Origin of the sequence: Streptomyces sp. NPDC058326 (genome assembly GCF_042879855.1) — a bacterium.
Lineage (GTDB): Bacteria > Actinomycetota > Actinomycetes > Streptomycetales > Streptomycetaceae > Streptomyces.
This window is the reverse complement of record NZ_JBHVZO010000013.1, coordinates 122,417-144,898: the sequence shown is the minus strand read 5'-3', so window position 1 is coordinate 144,898 and position 22,482 is coordinate 122,417. Positions and strand designations below refer to the sequence as shown.

15 protein-coding genes are annotated in these 22,482 nt (G+C 73.8%); 9 read left to right on the top strand and 6 right to left on the bottom strand.

Translation table 11 applies throughout. The features are described 5' to 3' along the window. Nucleotides 1–111 precede the first annotated feature (111 nt). Both ACFVYX_RS23635 and ACFVYX_RS23630 read left to right on the top strand, forming a co-directional pair. The gene (locus ACFVYX_RS23635; RefSeq protein WP_389683426.1) at nt 112–375 is read left to right on the top strand and encodes a GlsB/YeaQ/YmgE family stress response membrane protein; all 264 of its coding nucleotides are present in this window, start codon (nt 112–114) and stop codon (nt 373–375) included. Between the two features lie 653 nt (nt 376–1,028). Beyond that, nucleotides 1,029–2,258 carry a PP2C family protein-serine/threonine phosphatase gene (locus tag ACFVYX_RS23630; RefSeq protein WP_389683425.1) on the top strand — a complete coding sequence of 410 codons (1,230 nt, stop codon included), beginning with the start codon at nt 1,029–1,031 and terminating at the stop codon, nt 2,256–2,258. Between the two features lie 471 nt (nt 2,259–2,729). Here ACFVYX_RS23630 and ACFVYX_RS23625 read toward each other — a convergent pair whose 3' ends face one another. The 3 genes from ACFVYX_RS23625 to ACFVYX_RS23615 form a co-directional block, all read right to left on the bottom strand. Next, the gene (locus ACFVYX_RS23625; protein WP_389683424.1) at nt 2,730–3,728 is read right to left on the bottom strand and encodes a glutathione S-transferase family protein; all 999 of its coding nucleotides are present in this window, start codon (nt 3,726–3,728) and stop codon (nt 2,730–2,732) included. Between the two features lie 69 nt (nt 3,729–3,797). After that, the gene (locus ACFVYX_RS23620) at nt 3,798–4,967 is read right to left on the bottom strand and encodes a YhjD/YihY/BrkB family envelope integrity protein (RefSeq protein WP_389683423.1); all 1,170 of its coding nucleotides are present in this window, start codon (nt 4,965–4,967) and stop codon (nt 3,798–3,800) included. Between the two features lie 29 nt (nt 4,968–4,996). After that, nucleotides 4,997–6,058, bottom strand: a complete 1,062-nt coding sequence (locus tag ACFVYX_RS23615; RefSeq protein ID WP_389683422.1) for a GlxA family transcriptional regulator — start codon at nt 6,056–6,058, stop codon at nt 4,997–4,999. Nucleotides 6,059–6,187: 129 nt separating this feature from the next. On the opposite strand from ACFVYX_RS23615, the gene ACFVYX_RS23610 reads away from it, so the two are divergent. Continuing rightward, complete coding sequence (locus ACFVYX_RS23610; protein WP_389683421.1) at nt 6,188–7,111, top strand: NADP-dependent oxidoreductase; 924 nt, start codon at nt 6,188–6,190, stop codon at nt 7,109–7,111. A 103-nt stretch (nt 7,112–7,214) separates the two neighbouring features. On the opposite strand, the gene ACFVYX_RS23605 is transcribed toward ACFVYX_RS23610, so the two are convergent. After that, a complete protein-coding gene (locus tag ACFVYX_RS23605; RefSeq protein WP_389683420.1) occupies nt 7,215–8,153 on the bottom strand; it encodes a terpene cyclase in 939 nt (312 codons plus the stop codon). Nucleotides 8,154–8,405: 252 nt separating this feature from the next. Here ACFVYX_RS23605 and ACFVYX_RS23600 point away from each other — a divergent pair, with 252 nt between their 5' ends. Then, complete coding sequence (locus ACFVYX_RS23600) at nt 8,406–9,074, top strand: macro domain-containing protein (protein WP_389683419.1); 669 nt, start codon at nt 8,406–8,408, stop codon at nt 9,072–9,074. 142 nt (nt 9,075–9,216) lie between these two features. Continuing rightward, a complete protein-coding gene (locus tag ACFVYX_RS23595) occupies nt 9,217–10,863 on the top strand; it encodes an ADP-ribosyltransferase domain-containing protein (RefSeq protein WP_389683418.1) in 1,647 nt (548 codons plus the stop codon). Nucleotides 10,864–10,991: 128 nt separating this feature from the next. Here the strand turns inward: ACFVYX_RS23595 and ACFVYX_RS23590 are convergent, their stop codons facing one another. Both ACFVYX_RS23590 and ACFVYX_RS23585 read right to left on the bottom strand, forming a co-directional pair. Beyond that, a complete protein-coding gene (locus ACFVYX_RS23590; RefSeq protein ID WP_389683417.1) occupies nt 10,992–11,348 on the bottom strand; it encodes a PRC-barrel domain-containing protein in 357 nt (118 codons plus the stop codon). A 119-nt stretch (nt 11,349–11,467) separates the two neighbouring features. Further along, entirely contained in the window at nt 11,468–13,126 is a 1,659-nt protein-coding gene (locus ACFVYX_RS23585; RefSeq protein ID WP_389683416.1) for a cation acetate symporter, read from the bottom strand. A 351-nt stretch (nt 13,127–13,477) separates the two neighbouring features. Between ACFVYX_RS23585 and ACFVYX_RS23580 the strand changes: the two genes are divergently transcribed. The 4 genes from ACFVYX_RS23580 to ACFVYX_RS23565 all read left to right on the top strand — a co-directional run bounded on the left by ACFVYX_RS23580 (nt 13,478) and on the right by ACFVYX_RS23565 (nt 22,475). After that, the gene (locus ACFVYX_RS23580; protein ID WP_389683415.1) at nt 13,478–16,735 is read left to right on the top strand and encodes a type 2 lanthipeptide synthetase LanM family protein; all 3,258 of its coding nucleotides are present in this window, start codon (nt 13,478–13,480) and stop codon (nt 16,733–16,735) included. A gap of 243 nt (nt 16,736–16,978) precedes the next feature. After that, nucleotides 16,979–17,170, top strand: a complete 192-nt coding sequence (locus tag ACFVYX_RS23575) for a hypothetical protein (protein WP_389683414.1) — start codon at nt 16,979–16,981, stop codon at nt 17,168–17,170. Nucleotides 17,171–17,284: 114 nt separating this feature from the next. Then, nucleotides 17,285–20,380 (top strand): helix-turn-helix transcriptional regulator, encoded by a 3,096-nt coding sequence (locus ACFVYX_RS23570; protein WP_389683413.1) that lies wholly within the window; start codon nt 17,285–17,287, stop codon nt 20,378–20,380. Nucleotides 20,381–20,576: 196 nt separating this feature from the next. Beyond that, a complete protein-coding gene (locus ACFVYX_RS23565) occupies nt 20,577–22,475 on the top strand; it encodes a BTAD domain-containing putative transcriptional regulator (RefSeq protein ID WP_389683412.1) in 1,899 nt (632 codons plus the stop codon). Nucleotides 22,476–22,482 lie beyond the last annotated feature (7 nt).

The window sequence follows — 22,482 nt, the reverse complement described above, 5'->3', positions numbered from 1 at the left end:
TCGCCCGAAGGCCCTCCGCGTCGCGACGTCCGAACACGCCCTTTCCTGATTCGGAAGGGGGCGGCCGGGCATACGGATGGCCACAGGCACTTTGGAGAGGAAACGTACGCCATGGGCATTATCGGCTGGATTCTGATGGGGCTGATCGTCGGGATCATCGCGAAGTTCCTGATGCCGGGCCGCGACCCCGGTGGCTGCATCGTCACACCGCTCATCGGTATCGCCGGTGGTCTCCTCGGAGGATGGCTCGGCAAGGTCATCTTCGGGGTCGACTCCATCGACGGATTCTTCGAGATATCGACCTGGGTCGCCGCCATCGTCGGCTCCCTCATCCTCCTGGGCCTCTACCGCCTGGTGGTCCGTGCCAAGGACTGAGGCCGGGGGCTGAACGGGCCGCGTTCACCGGCCCGTTCAGCCCGGTGCGGTCCGTCCTCGCGGGGAGTGGGCGCCGCCTGCCGACGAAGAGGAGTCGGCCGGCGAGGAGGAATCCGGCTGCGCCGACGCGTCCGAGGACGGCTCCGGCTGCGCCGACGAGCCCGAGGACGTGGCGGCGGAGGACGAGGAGGCAGAGGATGAGGAAGGAGAGGAAGGAGAGGAAGAGGGGGAAGAGGGGGGAAGGCGAGGAAGAGGAGGACGAGGACGCATACGAGACCTCTCCTCCCCGCCGGCGCAGGCGGCAGGCCGCCTGAAGCCGCTTCCGGCACCGGCCCTTGAGCCCGCTTCCGGCATCAGGAGGTACGCGTGAAACTCCCCTTCAGAAGGAGTCGTTCCCTCGCTCGCTGGACACCTCCGGTCATCGCCCGCCGCCTGCTCCTCGGGCTGGCCATGTGGGGCCTGCGACGGGTGCTCCGGCGGGCCACACGCAGAGTGTTCGTCACCGGCTGAACCCGCCCGTGGCGTCGGCGTACGGGGCGTGAGGAGGCGATCACCGGAGACCCTGCGTAGCGTGGGACCCACCCGTGGGAAAGGACGGGCCCGCTCCACGCCACCGCGCCGCGAGACGCCCTGGGGAGAGCCGCGGAGGTCGTGTGTCGACGTACGAGGATGTGCTGGCCGATCTGCTGGCCCGCTCCCATCTGCTGTCCGGGCGGGAGCTCGCCGGCCTCGTCGAGGACGCGGGGCGGGGCATGGGGCTCCGGGGAACGGCCCTGTACGTCGCCGACCTGCAGCAGATCCGGCTGGTCGCGCTGCCCCAGCCCCGTGGCGAGGGGCACCGGACGCTCGACGTCGACACGTCGCTCGCGGGTCTCGCCTACCGCACGCAGCGGGTGCAGCGGTCGAGGGACGGCGGTACCGCCTGGCTGCCGATGATCGACGGAGTGGAGCGTCTCGGCGTCCTGATGGTGAAGGCGGCCGACCTGGACGACGCCCTGCTCGGACGCAGCGAGACGCTCGCCGAGATCGCCGCCCTGCTGGTCGTGTCGAAGTCCTCCCACAGTGACCTCCTTGTCGAGGCGGAACGCTCGCGGGCGATGACGGTGCAGGCCGAACTGCTGTGGGCCTTTCTGCCGCCACGGACCATCGGCACGGCGGACGTCACCTCTTCGGCGCTGCTGGAACCCGCGTACGACATCGGCGGCGACACCTTCGACCACACGCTGGACGACCGGGGCCTGCACCTGACCGTCATCGACTCCATGGGCCACGACCTCGCCTCGGGCGGGGCCGGCGCCGCCGGGCTCGCCGCCTGCCGCGCGACCCGGCGCTCGGGCGGCTCCCTGACCGACATCGTCACCTCGATCGACCGGATTCTCGACGAGTGGTTCACCGACCGGCTCATGACCGCCGTCGTCGCCCATCTGGACACCTCCGACGGGCGGCTGACCTGGATCAACTGCGGGCACCCGCCGCCGTTGCTGATCCGCCACGGGAGGGTCCTCCCGCAGGTGCTGGCCAGGGAGCCCGACCTGCCCCTCGGCTGGGGGTTCCTCGTCGGCTCACCGCCGACCGAGCACTCCGAGCGCCTCCAGCCCGGTGACCGGATCCTCCTCTACAGCGACGGGGTCACCGATGCCCGCTCGCCCGAGGGCGACCTGTACGGCGAGGAGCGGCTGGCCGACACCGTCATCCGTGCCACCGCCGCGGGCGCTCCCGCCCCCGAAGCCCTCAGGCGGCTGGTCCACGGACTGCGCCGGCACCAGGGCCACAAGCTGCGCGACGACGCCACGATCCTGCTCAGCGAGTGGCACCCGGGCGGCCGCGGCGCGGAGGTCCGTAACCGGACCGGGGAGGCGAGTGCCCGTCCCGGAGGCGGGTAGGCGTGGGTGCGAGACCAGGACCGACCAGGAACCGACCAGGACCACCGCGATACGTCAGGAGGGCCCATGAGCGCGTCGCCGAACGATCCCGTTCCCCCCAGCCCCACGCCCCCGCCCGGACCTGGACCCGCTCCGGGCCCGGGACCGCTGCCCGGGCCCGTCCCCGGCCCCGGAGGGCCGGACCCCGTCCCGCCGGCGCCGCCGCAGCCGGAGCCGGATCCGCCGTCCCCGGGCCCGCCCCCGGAACCCTTCCCCCAGCCGGGCCCGCTGCCCGCGCCGGGCCCGGGGCCGGAACCGGTGACCTGAACGCCCTGGGCCGGGCCGTCCCACGGCCCCTGGACAGGCCATCTGGACCGGTCTGGAGGCTCGGACCGGCCTTGACCTGCTTGGACCGGCCTGGACCCGCCCTGGACCGGCCGTCCGGACGATCCGGCCACCAGCTCCCGCCCGCCCCCGCTCGGACGAGCGACGTCAGACGAGCGACGGAACCCGCTCTGCCGGGGGCGGAGGCCCCGGCGGCGTACCGTCGCCGAAGGGCCGTCCGCCCAGCTCCTCCCGCCCGTGCGGCGCGAGCCAGCCCCGGGGGTCCGGCCCCAGGGGGACGATTCCCGTCGGGTTGATGTGGTTGTGGACGACGTAGTAGTGCGCCTTGATCTGCTCGAAGTCGATCGTGTCGCCGAAGCCCGGTGTCTGGAACAGGTCCCGCGCGTACCCCCACAGAGCAGGTAGTTCGGTCAGCTTCTGACGGTTGCACTTGAAGTGGCCGTGGTAGACGGCGTCGAAGCGCGCGAGTGTCGGGAAGAGGCGGACATCGGCCTCGGTGATCGTGTCGCCGACGAGGTAGCGCCGGCCGCTGAGCCGTTCCTCCAGCAGGTCGAGCCGCTCCCACAACCTCCGGTACGCCTCCTCGTACGCCCGCTGATCGCCGGCGAAACCGCACTGGTAGACGCCGTTGTTCACGTCCCGGTACACCGCGTCGGCCACGTCGTCGATCTCGTCGCGCCACCGCTCCGGGTAGAGGTCCGGCGCGCCCTCCCGCTGATGAGCCGCCCACTGGCTGCCCAGGTCGAGGGTGATCCGTTCGAAGTCGTTGGTGACCACCGCGCCGGTGGGGACGTCGACGAGGGCGGGCACCGTGATACCCCGCGGGTATCCGGCCCGGCGCCGGAAGAACGCCTCCTGGAGACGTTCGATGCCGAGGACCGGGTCGCGGCCGCCCGGGTCCAGGTGGAACGACCAGCTGCGCTCGTCATGCACGGGCCCGGCGATACCCAGGGAGAGCACGTCCTCCAGGCCCATCAGCCGGCGGACGATCGCGGCCCTGTTCGCCCAGGGACAGGCCCGGGCGATGATCAGCCGGTATCGGCCGGGCTCCACCGGGTAGCCGTCCCGGCCGTCGGCCGTGATCCGTGTCGTGAGGTAGTTCCGGTCGCGCTCGTACACACCGTCGCCCTCGTCGTCGCCGGTCATCTTCCTCGGCCCAGCCCTTTCCGTGCGCCTCCGCCACGGGCCCCGCCGAGGGACCCGGCCGGCCTCGTGTCACCGCTTCCGTAGCGTGCGCATGTCCTCCTCGCTCCACGAGCGGGTGTCCCGCGGCTCGACGTACGGCTCCTCGTCCGGCGGCATGCCACCGGCGACCGCCCGCTGGCGCAGCGCCTCGGCGTCGAACTCCAGGCCGAGGAGGACTGCCAGGTTGCTGATCCACAGCCAGATCAGGAAGACGATGACGCCGGCCATGGTGCCGTACGTCTTGTTGTACGACGCGAACTCGGCCACGTACAGCGCGAACCCCGCGGACGCGGCCATCCAGATCAGCAGGGCCAGGGCGCTGCCGGGGGTGATCCACCGCCAGCCCCTGCCCTTCGCGTTGGGACTCGCCCAGTACAGGAGCGCGATCATCATCGTCACGAGCAGGACGAGCACCGGCCATTTGGCGATCGACCACACCGTCAGCGCGGTGTCGCCGAGGCCCAGCACGTCTCCCGCGCGGCGCGCCACGCCGCCGGTGAAGACGACGATCAGGGCGCTCGCCGCGGCCATGAGCATGAGCGCCGCGGTCAGGCCGAGGCGGATCGGCAGGACCTTCCACACGGGCCGGCCCTCGGGCACGTCGTAGACGCGGTTGGCGGCGCGCATGAACGCGCCCACGTAGCCGGAGGCCGACCACAGGGCCAGTACGAGGCCGACCACCGCCATGACGGCGCCGGCGCCCGTGCCGCCCTGGACGTTCTCCACGGCCCGGGCGAGCACGTCGCGGGCCGGTCCCGGCGTCAGCTCACGCAGGCTGTCCATGACCTTGTCGGCCGTCGACGGCCCGCTGAGGCCGAGCAGGGAGACCAGCACCAGCAGGCCGGGGAAGAGGGCGAGGACGCCGTAGTACGTGAGGGCGGCGGCCCGGTCCGTCAGCTCGTCGGACACGAACTCGCGCAGCGAGCCCTTGAGTATCGCGAGCCAGGAGCGGCGCGGCAGATCGGCGGGCGAATCGGGCGCGCGCTCCTCGACCTCCGGTCCGGGGCCCGCGTCCTCCGGCTCGGGCACCCGCACCGGTCCGTCGTCGGCCGCGGTGGCGTCCGGCTCCGTACGGGGCGTGGCCTCTGGTTCCGTACGGAGCGGGACCTCCGGTTCCGTACGGGGAGCGGCGGCCGCCTCCGAACGGGGTTCGGGCTCGGCCTCCGCGCGGTGTTCCTGGGGGGCGTTCCGATCGACCATGCCCGGGCGCGTACCCGCCTTGCCCCGTCCTACGCGCCGCGGGCCGGTTCCGCCGACCTCGCGGGCCCCGGCGGCTTGCCGGTGCCGAAGGCGCGGCGGTAGGCGGCGGGCGAGACGCCGAGCGCGGTCCTCATATGGGCGCGCAGCGAGTTCCCCGAGCCGAGCCCTGCCCGGTGCGCCACCAGGTCGATCGACAGATCGGTGGTCTCCAGGAGCTGCTTGGCGAGTTCCAGCCGCTGCGCCGTGAGCCATTGCACGGGCGTCATGCCGGCCTCGTCGCGGAACCGGCGGGTGAAGGACCGCAGGCTCATCCGGGCGTGCTCGGCGAGCCGGGTGAGGGTGAGCGGCTCCGCGAGGTGTTCCAGGGCCCATGCGCGGGTCGCGCTCGTGCCGGCCAGGGTGGGCTCCGGGACCGGGCGGTCGATGAACTGGGCCTGCCCGCCGTCCCGCCAGGGCGGCACGACACATATCCGGGCGGCCCGGTTCGCCGCCGCGGCGCCGTGGTCGCGGCGGATCATGTGCAGGCAGAGGTCGACCCCCGCGGCCACGCCCGCGGAGGTCAGTACATCGCCGTCGTCGACGAAGAGGACCTCCTCGTCGACCTTGACCTTGGGGTACGCCCGGCGGAACTCGGGGGCGAGGTGCCAGTGCGTGGTGGCCGGGCGGCCGTCGAGCAGCCCGGCGGCGGCCAGCACGTACGACCCGGAGCAGATCGACACGAGCCGGGTGCCCGGCCGGATGCCGTCGATGGCGGCGCGGACGGCGGGCGGCAGCGGGCCTCCCCGGCCCAGCTCGGGCATGGCGTGTGTGGGCGGCAGGACGACCGTGTCGGCCCGGGCGAGCGCCTCCGGTCCCGCCGTGGGCTGCACGGTGAAACCGGCGTCGCTGACGACGGGGGCGCCGTCGGCGGTGCAGACGGTGATCTCGTACAGCGGGCGGCCCTCGGCGTCCGCCACGCTGCCGAAGACCCGGGAAGGGATGCCGAGTTCGAACGGGGGCACGCCGGGGAGGGCGAGCACGGCGATGCGGTGGGGCTTCACACGCCGCGCCGCCGGCTCGTTCCGGCCGGCCGTCCCAGGAGCAGTACGCATGGCCAGATCCTGTCACATAGTGGCCAGGCGGCCAATGCCGTGGCGGGACGGTCTGCCCGATCGTGGACGTGTCGCCGTCGGAAGGGATCCGGCGGCACACGGATGAGAGACAGGGAAGAGGCGGACAGCATGCGTGCGATGGTCGTGGAGCGGTGGGGCGGGCCCGAGAACCTGGTCGAGCGCGAGGTGGAGCGCCCCGCGCCGGGCCTGAACGAGGTTCTGGTACGGGTCCACGCGGCTGGGGTGAACCCCGTGGACTGGAAGACCCGCGCGAGCGGGGCCCTCATCGAGTGGGGCGCCCTCCCGGCCGTCGGATGGGACGTGTCCGGCACGGTGGAGGCTGTCGGCCCCGGCGTGGGGAACCTCCGGCCCGGTGACGAGGTCTTCGGGATGCCGGTCTTCCCGCGCCAGGCGGGCGCGTACGCGGAGTACGTGGTCGCACCGGCCCGCCACCTGGCGCCCAAGCCGGCCTCGCTGACGCACGTGGAGGCCGCGGCGCTGCCGCTCGCCGCCCTCACCGCCTGGCAGGCGCTCGTCGACACGGCGGATGTCAGGCCCGGCGAGCGGGTCCTCGTCCACGCCGCGGCCGGAGGGGTGGGCCACTTCGCCGTACAGATCGCCAAGGCCCTCGGGGCGTACGTCATCGGCACGGCGAGCGCGGCCAAGCACGACCTCGTGCGCGAGCTCGGAGCGGACGAGGTGGTCGACTACCGCGCCGACCGTTTCGAGGACGTCGTCTCCGGCGTCGACGTCGTCATCGACGGCCTCGGCGGGGAGACGGCCGAACGCTCCCTGAAGGTGCTCCGCGACGGGGGCAGGCTGATCACGCTGCCGGGCCCGGACGGCGTTCCCGCCGCCCCGGACGGCGTGCGGGCGGTCTGGGTGCTGGTCGAGCCCGACCACCTCGGGCTGCGTGAGATCGCGGCCCTGGTGGAGCGCGGGGAGCTGAGGCCGGTGGTCGACACCGTGCTGCCGCTCGCCGAGGCGGCGAAGGCCCACGAGATCGGCGAACGGGGCCGCACCACGGGCAAGATCGTCCTGGCGGTCGCCTGAGCCCGGGTGCGGGGACCTGGGGGCGGCCCGCTGCCCGGGCCGCCCGAGCCCTGTTCGGACGTGATCAGGGACGCGGTACGGGTGGCGGGCAGGCCGTGGCGGGTCAGTGGCCGTAGCGGCCGGTGTCGATCTCCCAGCGGTGGTAGCCGGCGATCCAGGCGGCGAGACCGTCGACGTACCGGCCGGCGGCCTCGCGCGCGGCCGGGGTGAGGCCGAGGAGGTCGCATATCTCGGGGACCTGGGACGACAGCTCCACGAAGCGGTCGACCATCGTCTGGGCCTCGCGCATCACCTGGCCGGCCGCCTCCTCGGGGGTGCCGCCGCGCTCCTCACGGACGATCATCACCAGGTTGGCCACATCGCCCCGGGCGAGCTCCTGGGCGTAGGAATGCACGTCGTTGGTGAACGACGGTATGTCGGCCGCCAGTTGACGCAGCCGGCGGAAGACCGGGTGGTGCAGTATCTCCTGCGGCAGCTCGAAGCGGTTGAGCCGTTCGACCATGTCGAAGAGGGTCTCCATGGCGGCCGTGCCCCGCCGGAGCGCCAGATAGCCCTCGCGGTCCGGAAGCCGGCCGGAGAGCCGCCCGGCGGCCTCGGCGGGGTGGCAGGCGAAGTACCACTCCCAGTTGTAGGCGGACCGGGCCCGCCAGCGTGCGGACATGCCGCGCAGGCTGCGCTCCCAGAGGTCGGCGAAGGCCTGCTCGACGGGGGTACGGGCCTCGGGGGCGGGACCGTTCCCGTGCATGAGCGCCGTCAGGCGGGCGCTGACCTCCGCCACCCGCGCCGGGGCCCGGCCGAGGTCCGAGTCGAGCCGGTCGTCGAAGAAGAAGTAGAAGCTGAGCAGGTCCGCGGCGAGGACCAGGTCGTCGGTGGCACAGTCGGGACTGGTGAACGCGGCGAGACGGGGCACGTCCCACCGGTCGTACGCCGCCGGGTCGACGACTCCGGCGAGCCCCGAGTGCCGGAGCAGCCAGTCCCGGTGGAACGGCGCGACGGAACCCTGGTTCGGATTGGCGCGCGGTGGAAACGGAAGATCGAGCATCGCGGCGTTGAACACGGGACCCCCAGGCGTTGACGCCGGGTGATCGCCCAACGCACCCCGGCGCGATCGAAGGGTACTGGACTTGATCATCAACTGCCAGGGACCGAGGGGGAGTCACGTGTCCGATCGGGGCCGTCGTGCCCGCGAACGCCCGCCCCTGACCAGGCGACCTCCGGTCCGGGGAGAGGGCGTTGTCAGTGCCGGCCGATAGCTTTGGAGTTGTTCGAGAGACGCTGCGAGAAGGGCGAATGCATGGGTGTCGCACGTGCGTTGAGGGTGGTGCTCGTCGATGTCAACGAGGAGGTGGTGGCGGCCTGGCGGTCCGCGTTCGCGGACACGCCCGGGGTGGAGATCCGGCGGGGCTCCCTCCTCGATGTCGATGTGGACGCGTGGGTGTCTCCGACCAATGCGCGGGGCCGGATGGACGGCGGCGTCGACGGCATCGTCAAGCGGCATCTCGGCGCCGGCATCCAGGTGAGGGTGCAGCGGGCGATTCGCGACCGGTTCGGCGGGAGCCTGCCCGTGGGCAGCGCGGTGTGCGTCCCGTCCGGGGCGGCCGTCCCGCGGTATCTGATCTCGACGCCCACCATGCGGCAGTCCTCGCAGAACGTCAGCGAGACGATGAACGTGGCGCTGGCGTGCGCGGCCGCCTTCCAGGCGGTGCACCTGCAGAACCGGGCCGAGCCGGGCAGCATCCGGTCGGTGGCGCTCGTGGGGATGGGCGCGCAGACGGGCCGGGTGCCCGCGAGGGTGTGCGCCAACCTGATGTGGACGGGGTACACCCTGTTCCACGACCACGGCTTCACCGACTACGACGAGTTGAGGGCCGCGGTCCTGGGGCAGCTCGACGACATCGAGGGAGCGGGGTCCGCGCGGCGGGTCCGGATCACCGTGCCGCGGCGGCCTTCCTTTCGGCACTGAGCCGCAGACCTCACCGACCGGCACCTCACCGACCGGTACCGCGCAGGGTGGTACGGCGGTCGGCGACGGCGTCACCGCGTCCGATCAGCATTCCGGCGTGCCCGCGGGGCCGTCCGGTTCGATTTCCGGGAGTTCTGACCTCGTGACCGCAGCCGACGTTCCCTCCGCGAGTGACGGTGGACCCCCGGCGGGGGACCCGTTGGGTCTTGCCGAACTGTTCACCGGTGGCGGTGAGCCGTGGCTGCCGCTGCTCGGTCCGGTGATCGAGGCGCAGCCGGGAGCCGCCGACTTCATTGGACCGAAGCGCAGTCCCGAGGTCGTGCCGGTCCGTGAGCTGACGTTCCAGGCGCTGAAGCCGCATCCGCCGCAGAAGTGGAAGGTGGTCGTCTTCGGACAGAACCCGTATCCGCGGGCGGAGAGCGCGACCGGCATCGCGATGTTCGACAACACCTTCAACGACTGGAATGACAGCCAGTTCGGCCGGGTGGTCAGCATCCGCTGCATCATCAAGGCCGCCGCGATGTGGAAGTACGGCATCGTCAAGAAGACGCCGATCGCCGACATCCGGAGCCTGCTGAAGAAGGAGGACACGGTCCAGCCGCCGGAGTGGTTCCAGGCGATGCTCACCCAGGGCGTCCTCCTGCTGAACGCCTCCCTCACGGCGAGCGCGGACGGGGCGATGCCGACCGACCGGCACACGTCGTTCTGGCGGCCGGTGGCCGAGCAGATCGTCGAGGAGATCCTCCGGGCGAAGCAGGATGCCGAGGAGGAGGACCGGGGGGTGGTGTTCGCCTGGTGGGGCGCGCACGCCCGGAGCCTGAAGCGCGTCGTCCAGCGTCTGGAGAAGAAGTACCCCGGGGTCGAGGTCCGGCACCTGGACCACCCGAACCCGGCGGCGCAGGGGGACGTCTTCTGCGAGGGCGACCACTTCGCCCAGGTGAACGACGCCCTGGCGGCGGTCGGCGCCGAGCCCGTCGACTGGCTGCCCCGGAAGGGCTGGGACCGGAAGGCGTCGGGCACCGGCGGCGCGGAGAGCGGTGGCGTCGCCGAGCGGATGGGGGCGTTCATCGCCTCGACGATGGAGCTGCACCAGCTCTATCTGGAGCGTCTCACCAGCGTCAAGGACGAGGGACTCGTCCTGCCCCCGATCACGGGGGTGTTCGACACACCGCTGATGGACTTCCGCAAGGCGGTCGAACCGGTGTCGAAGGTGCTCGTCAACCTGGACCGGCACATCGAGCGGTCCAGCCGGTTCGGGGAGGCCAAGGTCGCGGCGGCGGTCGCCGGGGCCGGTGTCGACGGGCTCTCCGCCGACGCGATCTCGGCGCTGTACCTCTACACATGCGAGTCGGCGTTCTACCGCGAGATCAACGCCGTGCTGCGCTCCTCGGACCGGGAGCGGCTGGTTCCCTATCTGCCCTACCTGCGACTGCTGTTCTCGGCGGTGGACGCGCTGCCGACGCGGACGGAGCCGCTGTGGCGGGGCGTGGCGCTCGATCTGAGGTCGCAGTACCCGCTGGGCCGGACGGTGACGTGGTGGGGCGTGTCCTCGTGCACGTCCGAGCTGGGCGTGGCCCGGGCGTTCCTCGGCAGCCGCGGCCGGCGGACCCTGTTCGAGGTGACCCCGGCGCGGGCCGTGGGGATCCGGCGGTTCTCCGCGTTCACCGGCGAGGAGGAGTACATCCTGGCCCCCGGCACCCAGTTGAAGGTGACGGAGGTGAAGGCCGAGCGCGGGGGCCTGTGCACCGTGCGGCTGGCCGAGCTGGAGGGCGAGGGTCTCGTGTCCTAGGGGTGTCTTGTCGACCGGCCGAGCTCGCGGCGTCCGGCACGAACGGGGGCGGGCCGGGCGAGGACGCGGAGGGGCCCGGACTCCAGGAGTCCGGGCCCCTCCGACCTCCGTCGGGGACTTCGGAGGTCTCAGATGAAGCCGCCGGGGCGGTGGTAGTACGTGCCCAGCTGCTCGCGGTACGCGGTGTCGCCGAGGTGCGTCTCCCGGTGGAACTCGGGGGAGTTCTTCACCTGGTCCTTGGAGCAGTCGACGTAGATCTTCTGCTCCTGCGGGTCGATGCGGGAGACGAGACCGGCGGGGAGGAGGACCTCCTTGCCGAAGATCCACACGCCCGTGTCGACCACCAGATAGGCGTCCCCGACCTCGTCGGAGTGCTTGTCGACCTTGCCGATACTGCCGTCGGTCGCCTCGACCTTGTAGCCGGTCAGGACCGTCCCGGCCAGGTGGCCCGAGGTCGAACCGTAGCTCCACGCGTGCTCAGTCACGCCAACAACAACTCCTCCGGTCGGTGGAGGACGACGAGGTGCTCCCTCTGTCGTCCTTCCCTTCTCCGTGTCGGTACGGGCGGACGTCGTGTCCCGCCCACGGTCCGCCTGCCCCGCCGTCATGTTCTCATTCGTGCCGCTTGGCCCTCTTTTCCGCCTTCTCTGCTCGCTGCCCTCTGTCCCGTTCCTCCCGTCCCTCCGGTTCTTCCGGGGCCCGTCACGCTGCCCAGCCAGCCCAGGGCGAAGCCGACGGGAATGGAGAAGGGGGCGACGGACTGGAGGGGGAGCCAGGCGAAGTCATGGCCGGGGAGGAGCGAGGAGGGCAGGCCCGAGACCACGGGAGTGAAGGTCTGCAGCACGAGGACACAGGCGGCGCCGCCCGTCAGGGTCCACAGCAGACCCCGTTCCGTGAAACGGCCCCAGAAGAGGGTGTAGACCAGGGCCGGCAGAAGGCTGGAGGCCGCGAGGGCGAGGGCCACCCAGCTGAACATCTGGATGTTCCAGTCGAGGGCCGTGTATGTGAGCGTCATGCCGGCCGCGCTCACGGCGACCGCGCCCCAGCGGGCGGTACCGATCTCGACCCCCTTGCCCCGGACGCCACCGCGGCGCAGCGCCTGCCGGTAGAGGTCGTGCCCGACCGCCGCCGACGCCGTCAGGGTGATGCCGGCGATCACGGCGAGGGACGTGGCGAAGACGGCGGTGGCGACGAGGACGAAGAGCACGGCGCCCGCCGCACCGCCGGGGCCGTCGGCGAGGACTTCGGTGGTGAGCATCAGGGCGCCGGTGCCACCCGGACTGACCGCGGCCAGTCTCGCGCCGCCGACGGTCGCCGCGGTGCCGAGACCGATCACCACGGTCAACGCGACCACGGTCGCCACGACGAGCAGCGCGCCGCGCACCGACCGGCGTGCCGCCGCGGGGCCGGGCGTGGCGTGCAGACGCATCAGGACGTGCGGCATGACGGCCGCGCCGAGGACGATGCTGAGCTGGAGCCCGACGAAGTCGAAGGTCCAGCTGGCGCTGGGGTTGGAGCGCTGGAGCAGCCCGGGACGGAGATACGCGGACCCTGCGCCGTTGTGTGCGAGCGCCGCGTCGAGCAGGGCGGCGGGGTTCCAGCCGAAGCGGGCGAGGAGCGCCCCGACGACCAGGGTCAGCGCCACCAGGACGACGACCGACTTCGCGCTCTGCAGTGCGGTCGCCCCGCGCATCCCGCCGACCGCCGTCGCGATGGTGATGAGCACGCCGGTCATCACGGCGATCGCCCGCTGCGCTCCCACGGTCTCCAGGCCCAGGAGCTGGGCGGTCACGAGGGCCACGGCCGAGAGCTGGACGACGAGATAGAGCAGGCACACGAGCAGGGTGACGACCGCCGCCGCGATCCGTACCGACGTTCCCGGCGCCCGGTCCGCGAAGACGTCGGCGAGCGTGAACCGACCGCGCGCACGGAGCGGCCCGGCGAGGAGGAACAGCACGCCCAGGGCGGCCAGCGTGCTGCCCGCGACGAACAGACCGTCGAAGCCCATCAGGGCGACGGTCCCCGCCGTCCCCACGACGGTCGCCGAGGACACGTAGTCACCCGCGAGCGCGAGGCTGTTGCGCAGGGGTTTGTCGCGGCGGCGGCCGATGTAGAAGTTGTCGGCCTCCTCGCGTTGCGGCCCGAGGAGCAGGCAGGCGAACAGGGCGGCGACGACGACGAGCAGGAAGCCGATCAGGACGGCGGCCCGGGTGTCACCCGTGGACAGGGACGGCGCGGCGGCGAGGATTCTGTGGACGGGCATGGTTCTCCGGAACGCGGGGAGGGGGACGGGGGCCCACGACAACACGGTCCGGGCCGCCGTGGCAGGGGCACGCCCGGAGACGGGTCACGGGCACACCGGCACGGCCGGGGTCTGTGCGTACGTCCAACACCCGCGCCGGACCACTCCGACACCGCCCGTGCCGTGACCCACGCGGTGTGCGCCGATCCGGGCCCCGCAGACGGTCCGGCCCCGCCCCCGGGGCGACGGCCTGACCCCCGTTCCGGGGCAGGGGCGAAAACTTGGGGGGCCGATCCCCATGCCACCGGAGCGCCTCCCGTACCAGGATCAGGGGTGCGCCGAACGGCGGGCCCGACGGTGGGGGGAGGAACGATGGCGGCGGAGACGGGACAGGGGCGGGCCGATGCTCCGCTGTCGGCGGTCCCCCGCTGGTGGGAGGCCGGGCAGGTCTCCGGCGACGACGGGGACGGAGGCCGCCCGGACTGGGCCGCGTTCGCCGAGTGGGCGTCCGCCGCCGCACCCGTGCGGGCCCTGGCGCCCGAGGGAGAGTATCCGGGGCTCAGCGGTTTCGAGTGGGTGCTGCGCCCCTACACCGAGCGCGCGGGGCAGCGGTTGGAGCGGGGCGTTTCGGGGCGGACCCGGAAACTCGTGGACCTGACCGCCGTACGGAGCGACCTGGAGCGGCAGCTCAGCGGCAGGCTCGCGAGGGCGGCGGCGCGGACGCTCGTCCTCGAACTCCACGAGGCCCGAACCGCCGGGCGCCTCGAAGGAGCCGACTCCCGCGCCCGGTTCCGGGACTTCCTGGGACGTACGGCGTCCCGGCGCGGCCTCGCGGCCCTGCTCGCGGGGCGGCCGGTGCTCGCCCGGATCCTGGGACGGACGGCGCTCGACACGGCGGACGCCGTCGCCGAGGCCCTCGAACGCCTCGCGGACGACCACGACCGGCTGACGCCCGGTCTCCTCAGCGACTCCGGACGGGAACCGGGGCTGCTCGTGGGCGTCGAGACCGGCGCCGGAGACGGGCACCGCGGCGGCCGCAGCGTCATGCTGCTGCGCTTCGCCGACGGAACCCGCCTGGTGTACAAGCCGCGTCCGCTCGCCGCGCACCGCCACTTCAACGCTCTCGTCACCTGGTTCAACGGGCTGCCCGGCACCACGGACCTGCGCACCCTGAGGCTGCTCGACCGGGGCGCCTACGGGTGGGTGGAGTTCGTCGCCGCCCGCCCCTGCGACACCGTCGCGGAGATCGAGACGTTCTACCGCCGCCAGGGCGCTCTCCTCGGACTGCTGCACCTGCTCGACGGGACCGACCTGCACCACGAGAACCTGATCGCCGCCGGCGCCCACCCGGTCCTCGTCGACGTGGAGACCCTCTTCCACCCGCCGCTGCCCGGCGCCGCCGCCACCGAGGACCCCGCCGCCCGCGCCCTCCACGACTCCGTCTACCGGGTCGGACTGCTGCCCCAGCTCCTCGTGGGCGACCACAGCGCCCTCGACGTCTCCGCCGTCGGCGGCGGCCACGAGGCGGTGTCGCCCGTGGCCCGGGCGGACTGGGCCGACACCGGCACCGACCGGATGCGCCTGGTACGCAGAGCGGGCACGTTCGGCGAGTCCGCCAACCGGCCGCGGCTCGCGGACGGCGAGCCCGTCGAGCCGGGCGCCCACGTCGAGGCGCTCTGCGACGGGTTCCGCACCGCGTACACGGCGATCAGCACCGCCAGAAGCCAACTCCTGGAAGGAAGAAGCCCGCTGACGGCGTTCGCGGAGGACGAGGTACGGGTGGTGGTGCGCCCCACCTGGATGTACGGCACGCTGCTCGACGAGTCGACCCACCCCGACCTCCTGAAGGACGCCGACGCACGGCAACGGGTCCTGGAGAGCCTGCGCACCGACGCGTTCGGCGCGGTGCTCGACCCTGGCCTCGTCGCCGAGGAGATCGCCCAGCTCTGGGCGGGCGACGTACCCCTGTTCACCGCCCGGCCGGGCGCCGACCACCTGTGGGGCGCGCCGGAGCGGCCGCCGGCCGGCCGCACGGAGTTGCCCGGGATCACCCGCGTCACGGCGAAACTCGCCGCCCTCGACACGGTCGACCGCCAGGACCAGGAATGGATCGTGCGCGCCGCGATGGCGACGACGTCCCGCACCCCCGCGCACCGGCCCGCCGAGGGCCGCCGCACCCGTACGGCCGACCGCGCCCCGGAGCCGGAGCGGCTGCTCTCGGCCGCCCGCTCCGTCGGGGACCAGCTGGTCTCCCTGGCGTACCGCGAAGGAGCGCGCAGCAACTGGATCGGCCTGGAGCTCCTGGACGACCGCTACTGGCGGATCGGCCCCCTGCCGGCCGACCTGGCCGGCGGCTACACGGGCCCTGCCCTCTTCCTCGCCCAGCTGGCGGCGCTCACCGGGGCCGCGCACTACGCGGAGGCGGCCCGAACCGCCCTGGCGCCGGTGCCCCGCCTGCTCGACGCGCTGACCTCCCGGCCCGAGGACCTCGGCGCGGTGGGCTCGGGCGCCTTCTCCGGACTCGGCGGCATCGCGTACGCGCTCGCCGGGACCGCACGGCTCCTCGGCGACCCGGAGGTCGGCTCCTGGGCGTCCGCCATGCTGCGGCTGGTGGGGGAGGCGGCGCGGTCCGAGCGGGAGTACGGGGTGGGCACGGGCGTCGCCGGCGGACTCGCGGCCCTTCTCGCGGCCCACGGGGCGGATGCCGGCGAGGCGGGCTCCGGTTCCGGTGCCTCCGCTCCAGGATGCGCGTCCACGGAAGAGGCACGGCAGACCTGGACGACCGCACGGGCCTGCGCCGACCGGCTCCTCACCACCGATCCGACGGCGGCCGGGCGGGGATTCGCGACGGGGGCCGCCGGGATCGGCTGGGCCCTGCTGCGCTTCGCGGCGGCCTCGGAGACCGAGACGGCTGTCGGGGCCGGGCTCGGGGCCGACGCCACCACCGAGGCCGGGTTCGCGGCCGACGCCACCACCGAGGCCGGGTTCGCGGCCGACGCCACCGTCGAGACCGGGTTCGGCGTCGGGGCCGCCCGCCGGTACAGGGTCGCGGGTCTGGCCGCGTTGCGGGCGGCCGTCGGCGGGGAGCCGGACGAAGGGCGGGGCCGCGGCGGCGGGTTGAGCCGGGACCGGTTGAGCCGGGGCCTGGGGCCGGACGGGGGTCGCGGGGGAGTCCCCGTCCGGTCGACGGACCAGGGGCCCGAGAGCGGCGCCCGGGCCTCGGCCTGGTGCCGGGGGCGCGCCGGTGTCGCGCTCGCGGTCCTTGACGCGCCGGGTGCCCTGGATGACCCGTACCTCTCGGCCTGGTCCCGCGAGGCCGCCGGGGAGCTGGGCCGTGACCGGCCGGCGCCCGACGACAGCCTGTGCCACGGCGAGGCCGGTGTCTGTGAACTTCTGGGCCACGACGCGCTCCCGGAGGCACGCCCGCACTGGATCCGCCGGGCAGGAGCGCTCCTGGCGTCCGTCGAGGAGACCGGCGCGCGGAGCGGCGCCCCGGACGGGGTTCCGCACCCCGGTCTGCTCACCGGGCTCGCGGGAATCGGCCATGGTCTGCTGCGGGCGGGGTTCCCGGAGCGCGTACCGTCCCTGCTCCTCCTGCGGACGTCCGGCCCGGGACGCCCCGACCTCTAGCGCCGCGACCGCCGGCGGCACGACCGTGCAGAGCGCACCACGACGGCGCGGAGCCCATCACGACCGCGCAGAGCGCGCACCACGACCGCTCCACCTGTCCCACCGCTCCACCTGTCCCACCGCATCATCTGCCCTACCGCACCACCTGTCCCACCGCACCATCTGCCCTACCGCACCACCTGTCCCACCGCACCACTCGGCACGACCACCACTCCTGCGGATACCAAGGACGAGTGAGGACCCATGCAGATCAGTGACTCGGTGACGTACGTCGACGGCGCGGAGACCGCGGCCCAGGAACACCCCGTGGGCGAGGTGACGTTCGGGGCGAGCGGGGCCCTCGGGCTGCGCAGCAGGCTGCTCGGCACGTCCGGCCTCGACGCCGCCGCCTCCCTGGACATGCCCTACACCACCGGCACCATCCCGCTGTCCTAGGACCTGCCCCTCGCGCGGCGAAGTGGCGTGGATGACATCTTGACGCGGCGAGCGGGGGCCGGGGTGATCCCCGGCCCCCTGCCGTGAGCGAAAGGGAGCAAGTAACCTGCGCCCATGCGAGCGACGTCGTCGGTCATCGTGGGGCGGGAAGCCGAGATCGGGCTCCTTGACGATGCCCTTGAGGGCGTCGGAAGGGGCGCCGGCCGGGCGGTGTTCCTCGTCGGCGAGGCGGGGATCGGCAAGTCCCGGCTGGCCGGTGAGTGCGCCTTCCGCGCGTACGACCGGGACATGCCGGTGCTGCGTGGCCGCGCCACGTCCACCGGGCTCGTCGTGCCCTTCCGGCCGCTGATCGAGGCGCTGTCCTCGCGTTTCCGGGCGGCCGGTGCCCCGAACGACCCCGAACTCGTCCCCTACCGGCCGGCGTTGGCCGGACTCGTGCCGGAGTGGCGGGCCGGCGCCGTGGCGCCCGGGTACGCGATCTCGCTGGTCGAGATGGCCGAGGCGCTGCTCAGACTGCTCGCGGTGCTCGGCCGCGAGCGCGGGTGCGTGATCCTCCTGGAGGACCTGCACGACTCCGACACCGAGACCATCGCGGTCGTCGAGTACGTCGTCGACAACGTGGCGGACCTCCCGGTCCTACTGGTGGGCACGCTCCGGCCCGACCCCGGCCCCGCGCTCGACCTCGCGCTGGCCGCGGAGCTCCGGAACACCGCCTCGCTGAGGGAGCTGGGACCGCTCGGCACCGCCGCCGTACGGGACATGGTGGACGCGTGTCTGGACGCCGGGCCGGGCGAGGTGCCCACGACCGCGCACCGGCACCTCGCGCAGCGGGCGGGCGGGAACCCGTACCTGGTGGAAGTACTCCTGGCCGACCTGCTCGACACCGGACGGCTGAGCAGGACCGACGGCTGGTGGCAGCTCACCGACCAGGGCGAGGCGACGGTGCCGACGGGCGCGGTCCGCAGCTGGGCGCGCCGGCTCGGCCGGCTCGACGAACCGGTGCGGGACCTGCTGCTCATCGCGGCGACGCTGGGCGGCCGGTTCTCCGTCGGGGCGCTGAGGGCGGTGACGGGGCTCGACGACCGAGCCCTGTTCGCGCACCTCCGGTCGGCGTCCGAGGCGGGGATCATCGCCCCGGACGGCGCGGCCCACGACGACTACACCTTCCGGCACGTCCTCACGGCGGACGCGCTCAGGGCCTCGCTGCCGCCCGCCGAACAGGCCGCGCTGGCCCGGCGCGCGGCCTCCGCCATCGAGGAGTCCGCCGGCGTGCTGTCCGGCGAGGAACGCCAGTTGGTGGCGACCCTGTGGCTCGCCGCGGGTGACAAGGCGACGGCCTCCCGACAGTTCGCCCAGGTCGGCCGGCAGATGCTGGACGCCGGCGCGTCGGGCTCGGCCGCCGTGCTGCTCGAACGCGCCCGGGGGCTGGCGGCCGACGAGGAACGTGACGCGATCACGGTGCGGCTTGCGGTGGCCGAGGCCGAGTCGGGGCGGCTCGACACGGCCTCCGCCCTGCTCGACGACCTCCCGCCGGCCCCGGCCGGGTCGCGCACGGCGGAGGAACGCGCCCAGGCGCACACCCAGGTCGCATGGGTCGCGACCATGGCGGAGCAGCAGGAGGAGGCGCGCCGCCGCATCCGGGCGGCCCGCGCCCTCTTCGGAGGCGCGCCGAGCCCGGAGCAGGAGGCGGCGCTCGTGGTGGTCGAGGGCCATCTCGCGCTGCTGCCGCACCGGGACGGAACGGACGGGCAGGAGAGACACGACGGCGGGGACAGAAGGGATGACCGGGGCAGAAGGGACGACTGGGGCGGTAGGGACGACCGAAGGGTGGGTGAGGACCGTCGTGAGCGGCTCCGAGAGGCGGAACGTTCCGCCAGGCGCGCCGCACTCACCGCGGAACAGGGCGACCGGCCCGAGGTGGCCTGCCGGGCCTGGCAGCTCCTCGCCCTGCTCTCCCGCGAGCGCGGCTTCGACGAGGCCGACGCCTGTCTGGTGCGGATGCTCGAGGTCGCGGAGAAGCACCGGCTCGCGGTGTCCCGGGCCGAGGCACTGGTACGGCTCGGCACCAACGCGTTCATGCGCACCGGGGAGGCGACCCAGCTGGAGACCGCCCGCGCGGCGGCGCATGAACTCGGCTCGCTGGCCCTGCTCCAGACCGTCGACGGGCTGCTCGCCATGCAGAGCGTGCTCGCCGGGCGGTGGGAGCGGGCCCGGGAGATCGGCGAGAGGTCCGTGGAAGCCAGCGCCCGCCTCCAGAACCTCTCGGCCCACCGCTATCTGCTTCTCGTCGACGCGATGCTCGCCGCCCACCAGGGGCGGGGCCGTGACCAGGATCGGGCCCTGGTCCGGTTCCGCCGCGCGGGCGGCGAGGAGTCGATGCTCGTCCCCCTGCAGCGCGGACTGTGCCAGGCCTTCGGTGCCCTGATGGCGGAGGACCGGGTACGCGCGCGGGCCGAACTCGACGCGGTGGCGGCCTGGGAGGAGGAGCACCCCAGTTTCTTCTACCTCAGTGGCCGGTACGGGCTCCGCCCCCTGCTGCGGATCCTCGACGGCGACGGCGACGGCGACAGAGAGGGCGGCAGAGGGGGCGACGGGGGCAGGGAGGCGTACCAGGAGGCGCTCGCCTCGCCCGGCGGGCAGCTGGCCTGGAACCGGATGTTCCTCGGCATGGCGGACGCGGTGCTGCGCGGCAGGAACGGCGACCCGGACGGTGCGCGGCGCGCCGTGGAGGAGGCCGGCCGCGCGGCGACGGTGTTCCCGCAGGCCTGGCATCTCGCCCTGCGACTGACCGCCGAGGCGGCGCTCGCCGATTCCTGGGGCGAGCCGGCCGCATGGCTGCGGACCGCGGAGGAGTACTTCCACGAGGCGGGCGTACCACCGGTGGCAGGGGCGTGCCGGGCCGTCCTGCGTCAGGCGGGGATCAGCGTCCCGCAGCGCCGGGGCGGCCGGGAGCGGATCCCCGCGGAGCTGCGCACGGCGGGCGTCACACCGCGCGAGTACGAGGTGTTCGCCCTGCTCGGGGAGCGGCCCGGCAACCAGCAGATCGCGCAGCGCCTGTGCATCTCGCCCCGGACGGTGGAGAAGCACATGGCGAGCCTGATGACCAAGACGGGCTGTGCGGACCGCTCGGCCCTGTGCGCGCTGTCGGCGGAACGGGCGGAGGAACAGGGCTTGACCGCTGCCGCTCTCCCGGTACGGCCGCGGACCTGACAGGGCCACGGGCCTCGGGAGGGGATCCGAGGGCCTCGCGCATGGGGGACGCTCCCCGTCGTATGGGGGTCGGGTCCCCATGACGTGGTCCTGGGTCGCGCGACTCTGCGGGCGCTCTACCGATGCGCGGTGGGGCCGGGGCGGCGGACCATCGAGCGGACCGACCAACTCCCGTCCCCCTACGGAGGTTCGCTCGATGCCGCGTCCGTCCGCGCGACCCGCCGCGTCACCCGGCACACTCCGGTTCTCCGTCCTCGGCCCGCTCGCCGTGTACCGGAACGACCAGGCCCTGGCCCTCGGCCCGTTGAAGCAGCGCGTCGTACTGGCGACGCTCCTCGCCTCCGCCAACCGCCCCGTCTCCGTCGACGCCCTGACCGACGCCGTCTGGCCGGACGAGCCTCCACGGACCGGCCGCAAGAACCTCCAGGTGTACGTGAGCTCCCTGCGCGCGCTGCTCGCCGAGGACGAGCGGGAGCGGCCCCGGGTCACCCACACGGGCGGTGGATACGTGCTGCGCGTGGCGGAGGACGAGTTCGACCTCCTGAGGTTCCGCTCCCTCGTGCGGGCCGCCGAGGGGCAGGAGCCCGGCTCCGCCGCCCGGTTGCTGCGCGAGGCACTCGACCTGTGGCAGGGCCCGCCGCTGGCGGACGACCTGCGGCGGTCCCCCCGGCTCGCCGAGGAGGCCGAGCGGCTGGAACTGCGCCATCTGACGGCGTACGAGAGCTGGGCGGAGGCGGAGCTGGGCCTCGGCGGCGCGCCGGCGGTGGTGGAGGGGCTGCGCGACCTGGTCGAGCGGCACCCGCTGCGGGAGCGGCTCCGGTGTGCATGGATGTGTGCGCTGAACGGCTCGGGCCGGCAGGCCGAGGCGCTCGCGGTCTACGACGACTACCGGCAGCTTCTCGCCCGCGAACTGGGACTGGAACCGAGCGGTGCCATGGCGGCCCGGTACCGGGCGATCCTCACGGGCGACGACCGGACGGGAGCGACGAAGACGACCGGAGCGGACGCATCGGCTCGGAAGGCCGGGACGACCGGGGTGGCCGGCCTCCCGGGACGGTCCGCGGCCGACCGCCCCCACCGTCCGGCGCCCGTCGTCCTGCCCCCCGATCTCGCCGACCTCACCGGACACGGCGAGGAACTGCGCCACCTGGTCAACGTCCTGGAGGACGAGGACGAGGGCGCCGGTCGGGTGGTGCTGCTGTCCGGCCCCGCCGGGGCGGGGAAGACCACTCTGGCGGTGCGTGCCGCGCATCTGCTCGGCGACCGGTTCGCCGACGGGCGGCTCTGCGTCTCCCTGCGGAGCGCGGACGGCCGTCCCCGCTCCCTGGAGTCCGTGATCGCCGAGGTCGCCGAACGGACCGGCCGCGCCGGGCTTTCGGGGCCCGGCGCGTGGCGGGAGTGGCTCACGGACCACCGCGTCCTGGTGATCCTCGACGACGTGCCCGAGGAACGCGCCGTACGGCCCCTGCTCCCGTACGGCGGAAGAGGCAGGGTGCTGCTCACGGCACGCGGTCAGCTGGGCGGTCTCGCTCCCGTGCACCGGGTGACCGTCCCCCCGCTCGGCACCGCGGAGGCCGTGCAACTGCTCGCCGGGCTCGTCGGCCACAGCCGGGTGCGGGCCGACCGGGAGGCAGCGCTGCGCATCGTGCGCGCGTGCGGCGGGTCGCCGCTGGCGGTCAGGGTCGGCGGGATGCGGCTCGCGGTGCTCCGCCACGTGCCGCTGAGGGAGTTCGCGGACCGGCTGACCGACCCCGCCGGCGTGCTGGACGAACTCACGTCGGGGGACGTGTCCGTACGGCGATGGCTCGCCGACGGCTGGGAGGCGCTGTCGGCGGAGTGCGGCCGGGACGCGGGACGGCTCGCCGCGGGCACGGGGGACGGCCCGTTCGGCCTGAGCGAGGCGGCCGAGGCCCTCGGGTGCGACGAGCGGCACGCCGTACGGGTGGTGGAGGCGCTCATCGACGCCGGGATGGTCACGTCGCCGGGCGGCGAGGTCACCGCGCACGCGGCGCAGTACGAACTCCCCCATCTGGTACGGCTGTACGCGCGCGGCACGCGCCACGCGCAGGGGACGCCGGTACTGGCCCCGGGCTGAGCGGCGG

What these genes read in the sequence shown, in the direction of transcription:
- ACFVYX_RS23635 (WP_389683426.1), top strand. Translation starts at nt 112, where the DNA reads ATGGGCATTATCGGCTGGATTCTGATGGGGCTGATCGTCGGGATCATC.
- ACFVYX_RS23625 (WP_389683424.1), bottom strand. Translation starts at nt 3,728, where the DNA reads ATGACCGGCGACGACGAGGGCGACGGTGTGTACGAGCGCGACCGGAAC.
- ACFVYX_RS23620 (WP_389683423.1), bottom strand. Translation starts at nt 4,967, where the DNA reads ATGGTCGATCGGAACGCCCCCCAGGAACACCGCGCGGAGGCCGAGCCC.
- ACFVYX_RS23615 (WP_389683422.1), bottom strand. Translation starts at nt 6,058, where the DNA reads ATGCGTACTGCTCCTGGGACGGCCGGCCGGAACGAGCCGGCGGCGCGG.
- ACFVYX_RS23610 (WP_389683421.1), top strand. Translation starts at nt 6,188, where the DNA reads ATGCGTGCGATGGTCGTGGAGCGGTGGGGCGGGCCCGAGAACCTGGTC.
- ACFVYX_RS23605 (WP_389683420.1), bottom strand. Translation starts at nt 8,153, where the DNA reads ATGCTCGATCTTCCGTTTCCACCGCGCGCCAATCCGAACCAGGGTTCC.
- ACFVYX_RS23600 (WP_389683419.1), top strand. Translation starts at nt 8,406, where the DNA reads ATGGGTGTCGCACGTGCGTTGAGGGTGGTGCTCGTCGATGTCAACGAG.
- ACFVYX_RS23585 (WP_389683416.1), bottom strand. Translation starts at nt 13,126, where the DNA reads ATGCCCGTCCACAGAATCCTCGCCGCCGCGCCGTCCCTGTCCACGGGT.
- ACFVYX_RS23580 (WP_389683415.1), top strand. Translation starts at nt 13,478, where the DNA reads ATGGCGGCGGAGACGGGACAGGGGCGGGCCGATGCTCCGCTGTCGGCG.
- ACFVYX_RS23575 (WP_389683414.1), top strand. Translation starts at nt 16,979, where the DNA reads ATGCAGATCAGTGACTCGGTGACGTACGTCGACGGCGCGGAGACCGCG.
- ACFVYX_RS23570 (WP_389683413.1), top strand. Translation starts at nt 17,285, where the DNA reads ATGCGAGCGACGTCGTCGGTCATCGTGGGGCGGGAAGCCGAGATCGGG.
- ACFVYX_RS23565 (WP_389683412.1), top strand. Translation starts at nt 20,577, where the DNA reads ATGCCGCGTCCGTCCGCGCGACCCGCCGCGTCACCCGGCACACTCCGG.